Here is a 5266-nt window from a genome sequence, read left to right as displayed (position 1 = left end):
TTCAAAGACGCCATAAAGCCCAATCTGGTGCAAACTCTCGAAAATACACCGGCTTTCGTACATGGCGGCCCGTTTGCTAACATTGCTCACGGCTGTAACAGTGTATCTGCTACCAAATATGCGATGAAGCTTGCTGATGTTGTTGTGACAGAAGCTGGTTTCGGTGCTGATCTTGGTGCTGAAAAATTCCTTGACATTAAGTGTCGCTTCGCTGGCTTCAAGCCTGCAGCAGTTGTTATCGTTGCTACTGTTCGTGCTCTTAAGATGCATGGCGGAGTACCTAAGACAGAGCTTGTTGGCGAGAACATGGCTGCTCTTGAAAAAGGTCTTGCCAATCTTACCAAACATATTGAGAATATGCAAAAATATGGTCTGCCAACAGTTGTTGCTATCAATGCTTTCCCGACTGACACTGATAACGAACTCAAATTCGTTGAAGATAAATGCAATGCTATGGGCGCAGAGGTTGCATTATCAGAGGTGTGGGCTAAGGGCGGCGAAGGCGGCCTTGCACTGGCAGATAAAGTTTTGGCTGCTTGTGAAAAACCCAACAACTTTAAATTCATCTATGATGAGAAAGCCCCAATTAAAGACAAAATCGCTGCTATCGCCACTGAGATCTATGGCGCTGACGGCGTAAATTATACCCCTGCTGTGGAAAAGACAATTCAGGAACTGACTGCACTCGGCTATGACAAAACGCCGATTTGCATGGCTAAGACACAATACTCCCTGAGCGATGATATGTCTAAGCTTGGTCGTCCGTCTGGGTTTAGAATTACCGTTCGCGAAGTTCGGGTTGCAGCTGGTGCTGGCTTCCTGGTAGCCATTACCGGCGAAATTATGACCATGCCTGGTCTGCCGAAAGCTCCTGCCGCTGAAAGAATGGATATAGATAATGCCGGCAAAATTGTTGGTTTGTTCTAATTCTACAAAAGATTACTAATATATCGAAAATTTTTCATAATCCTTGCAGGTATTCGCCCTATATAGGGCGAATACCTGAATGTAGAGTTTGTGAAAAAATCCTCATAATATCATGACCCTGAGTATCTAGCTCCTGGTAAATGACTCACATGAAAACAACTATGATGAACATAGGGAGGAAAAGAAGAATGTCCGACAAAAGAACAATCGACGTGGCAGCCACCCAAATGCTGGATAAAGCTAAAGAAATTGGCTTTTTAACAACATTTGATCGCGCCAAAGCTCAAGAGCCTCGTTGTACCTTTGGTAACACTGGTATCTGCTGCCGTATTTGCCTGCAAGGTCCTTGCCGTATTCTGCCCAAGAAACCGGGTGGTAATAAAGGCATTTGCGGTGCTATGGACTACACTATCGTTGCCCGTAATATCGTTCGTTATATTGCTGGTGGTTCAGCTGCCCACTCCGATCATGGCCGCCATATTGCGGAAACAGTTCTTCATGTTGCCGAAGGCAAGCTGAAAGATTATCAAATAACTGACCCTGTAAAACTTATCGCAGTGGCTAAAAAAATCGGTGTTGAAACCGAAGGCCGCGATGTACTGGCTGTTGCCAAGGATGTTGCGACCGCTGCTCTGAATGAGTTTGGCCGTGTTAATGAAGATGAAATTACTTGGATTACTGCCAATAGTAATGAAAGTACTCTGGATGTTCTCCGCAAAACCAACATTATGCCTAGCGGTATTAATCTGAGCCTTGCTCAATTATTACACCAAACCCATGCAGGCAATGATGCTGATCCTGTTAATATTATCTTTGGTGGTCTGAAGGCCGCTCTGTGCGATTATGACGGCATGGCTCTTGCTACCGATCTTTCTGATATTCTCTTCGGTACAGGCGTTCCGGTTGTAACAGAGGCTAACCTTGGAGCAATTAAAGCTGAAAAAGTTAATATTGCTCTTCATGGTCACAATCCGCTGCTTTCCCAAATGGTTGTTAAGGCAGCAAAAGAGATGCAGGAAGAGGCAAAAGCTGCTGGGGCTGCAGGCATCAACCTTGTTGGTATCTGCTGTACTGGTAACGAAGTCTTGACTCGTGAAGGTGTTGCTATCGCTACTAACTTTGCAACTCAAGAATTGGCTATCCTTACGGGAGCAATGGACGCAATGGTTGTTGATGTTCAGTGCATTATGCCTAGCTTGCGTAGCCTTGCTGAGTGCTATCACACCAAAATTATAACTACTATGCCTATCATGAAAATCCCTGGTTCCTATCACCTGGCATTTGATGAGCACCGTGCCCTTGATAGTGCCAAAGAGATTATCCGTTTGGCTATTGATGCTTACAAAACCCGTGATTCGGCCAAAGTATGTATTCCAGATGTTCGGAACACTGTTGTCGCTGGTTTTACGCTGGAATCACTGCTCAACATCTTTAAGAAAATTAATGCCGATGCTCCTATACGGGTTCTCACCGATGCTATCGCAGCTGGTGAAATTAAGGGTGTTGCATTGTTCGCTGGCTGTAACAACCTTAAAGGTACCCATGATGAAAACCATTTCACTATGGCTACTGAATTGGCTAAGAACGATGTGTTCATTGTTGCCACTGGTTGCGCAGCGCAAGCATTTGCTAAAGAGGGCCTTCTAAATGGCGAGGGTGTTCAAAAATATGCTGGTGAAGGACTCAAAAAATTCATCGCCCGCCTTAATGCAGCCGCTGGTTTAACCGCCGAACTGCCGCTGGTCTTCCACATGGGTTCTTGTGTTGATAACAGCCGTGCCCAGGATCTGGCTAACATGATGGCTATAGAAATGGGACTGGATAATCGCGATGTTCCTTATGTTGCATCTGCCCCTGAAGCTATGTCTGAAAAGGCTGTTGCGATCGGCTCCTGGAACGTTGCTCTTGGCAATCCGGTGCATGTTGGTGTTGTTGCTCCGACAGTTGGCAGTACTCTTGTCAATGATGTTGTTACTAAAGTTGCTGAAGACGTATTTGGCGGCTTCTTCTTCTGGGAAACTGATCCGGTTAAAGCATCTGCAAGACTGGTAGACATCCTTGAAGAACGTAACTGGAAGAACGCTATGCGTAAGAAAGCTAATCAAGCAAAAGAAGAAGCGAACTAAGTAACTTTTATGGATATAGCCACCTTTTGATATTGAGAAATTGACTCTATGAAGGAGGACGAAAAATAATATGTCTATGGAGCTTTTTAAAGGCGCCTACGAAGGTGCTGTTACAGCTACCAGCTATGCGGAGATTCTTCTGGCCAAAGCCATCAAGGAACACGGTGCTGATTGCCCGGTTAAATATCCTGATACTGCCTACAGACTGCCGGTAATTACTGCTCTGAGCGGTGAAGAGGTAAGTACTATCGGTGAGCTATCCCCTATCCTTAACCGGATTCGGACTACCAACATCCGGGAAGTGCTGAATTTCGAAAATGCTAAGCTAAATGGTGAAGCAACCCTGTATGCGGCTGAAGTTATTGAGGCTTTGCGTTATCTTAAAGGTGCAAAACCTGATAAGTTCCCATATTGCGGCTTTATATCTGACCCGATCCTGCGTAAATTTGGGGTACCTTTGGTTGACCAAACAATTCCAGGTGTGGCCGTTATCGTTGGTAAGGGCAAAGACAGCAAATCAACTGCCAAACTGGTAAAAAGTCTTCAGGCTAAAGGTATTATGATCTTCTTGTGTAATGAAGTCATTGAGCAGTGTATTGAAGAAAACGTTAAAATCGGTGCTGACTTCATTACCTTCCCACTGGGTAACTTCACCCAGGTTATCCATGCTGTTAACTTTGCTTTCCGTGCCGGTCTTGCTTTCGGCGGTATCCCTGCCGGGCAGCGTGAACGGGCTATGGAATATCAGGCTAAACGCGTTCTGGCGTTTGTCATTCAGCTCGGACCTAATGATATAGTTAAATTCGCTGCTGAGTTTGGCGCTATCTTCATGGGCTTCCCGATCGTTACCGATCAGCCGGTAGCTGAGGAAATTCCTGACTGGTATCAATCTGAGCCAGATTACGAGAAGATCGGCAAATTGGGTCTTGAAATGCGCGGCATTAAAATCAAGATTGTTGATATCCCTGTACCGATTACTATTGGACCAGCTTTCGAAGGCGAAACTATCCGTAAAAAAGATGCCCATGTTGAGTTCGGCGGTGGTCGTTCCACCAGCTTTGAGCTTGTACGTATGTGCGAAGCCGATGAGGTTGAAGACGGAAGAATCCAGGTTATCGGACCTGAGATTGATGAAATGCCGGAAGGCAGCGTCTTCCCACTTGGTCTTATGGTTGATGTTTATGGCCGTAAGATGCAAGAAGACTTCGAAGGCGTGCTTGAGCGCCGTATCCACTACTTCGTTAACTATGGTGAAGGTTTATGGCACGTAGCTCAACGTAATATGATGTGGGTGCGTATTGGCAAAAATGCTAAAGAGCTAGGCTTCAAAATTAAAGACATTGGCGAGATTCTTATTGCCAAATTCAAATCGGATTATCCGGCTATTATTGACCGTGTACAAGTCACTCTTGTCACCGATAAAGATGTCATTGAAGAAAAAATCAAACTGGCAACCGCCAAATACGCTGCCCGTGATGCCCGTCTTAAAGGCCTCACTGACGAAGCAGTCGACACCTGGTACACTTGCACACTCTGCCAGTCCTTTGCACCTAACCATGTGTGTATTGTAACGCCAGAGCACGTAGGCTTGTGTGGTGCTGTTAGTTGGCTGGATGCCAAAGCCTCCAATGAAATTGCCCCAACCGGCCCCAATCAGCCGGTTACAAAAGGTGATTGCATAGATCCTGTAAAAGGTCAGTGGCAAAACCTTAATGAATTCTTCTATTCAGGCTCCAACCGGACGATAGAAAAGGTTAATTTTTATACCATGATGGAAGATCCGATGACTTCCTGCGGATGTTTCGAAGCTATTATGGCGATACTACCGCTGTGTAATGGTGTCATGGTTACCACTCGTGAACACACTGGTGATACCCCTTGCGGCATGACCTTCTCGGCTTTGGCCGGTACTTGCGGCGGCGGTGTTCAAACCCCTGGTTTCATGGGAATGGGCCGCCGTTACCTCTGCAGCGCTAAGTTTGTTCCAGCAGACGGTGGTTTGGCACGTGTTGTCTGGATGCCGAAAGAACTTAAAGAATTCCTGGGTCAGGATTTGGTTGATGCGGCTGTAGCTGCAGGCCTTGGCGCTGACTTCGTTGAAAAAATTGCCGATGAAACTGTTGGCACCAATGAAGAGGAAATTCTGCCGTTCCTGGAAGAAAAACAACATCCTGCAATCACTATGGACCCAATGATGTAATATTATTTATGGT

Annotated in this window: 3 protein-coding genes; all 3 read left to right on the top strand. The window is 45.8% G+C overall.

Annotated elements, in window-relative coordinates:
- On the top strand, nucleotides 1-927 hold a 927-nt coding region (locus tag VN379_RS01525), incomplete at its 5' end, for a formate--tetrahydrofolate ligase (RefSeq protein WP_325530102.1).
- Between the two features lie 188 nt (nucleotides 928-1115).
- Nucleotides 1116-3053, top strand: coding sequence for an anaerobic carbon-monoxide dehydrogenase catalytic subunit (gene cooS / locus VN379_RS01520; protein ID WP_325530100.1), 1938 nt, complete (start codon nucleotides 1116-1118; stop codon nucleotides 3051-3053).
- Between the two features lie 70 nt (nucleotides 3054-3123).
- Entirely contained in the window at nucleotides 3124-5253 is a 2130-nt protein-coding gene (gene acsB, locus VN379_RS01515; RefSeq protein ID WP_325530098.1) for an acetyl-CoA decarbonylase/synthase complex subunit alpha/beta, read from the top strand.
- Nucleotides 5254-5266: the final 13 nt, after the last annotated feature.

It is taken from the genome of Sporomusa sp., assembly GCF_035561255.1.
In the GTDB taxonomy this organism is placed as follows: Bacteria; Bacillota; Negativicutes; order Sporomusales; family Sporomusaceae; genus Sporomusa.
The sequence above is the reverse complement of the archived record's forward strand: the minus strand, read 5'-3'. Positions and strand labels throughout refer to the sequence as shown.

Excerpts from the sequence above, each read along its gene's own strand:
- cooS (WP_325530100.1), top strand. The coding sequence starts at position 1,116 with ATGTCCGACAAAAGAACAATCGACGTGGCAGCCACCCAAATGCTGGAT.
- acsB (WP_325530098.1), top strand. The coding sequence starts at position 3,124 with ATGTCTATGGAGCTTTTTAAAGGCGCCTACGAAGGTGCTGTTACAGCT.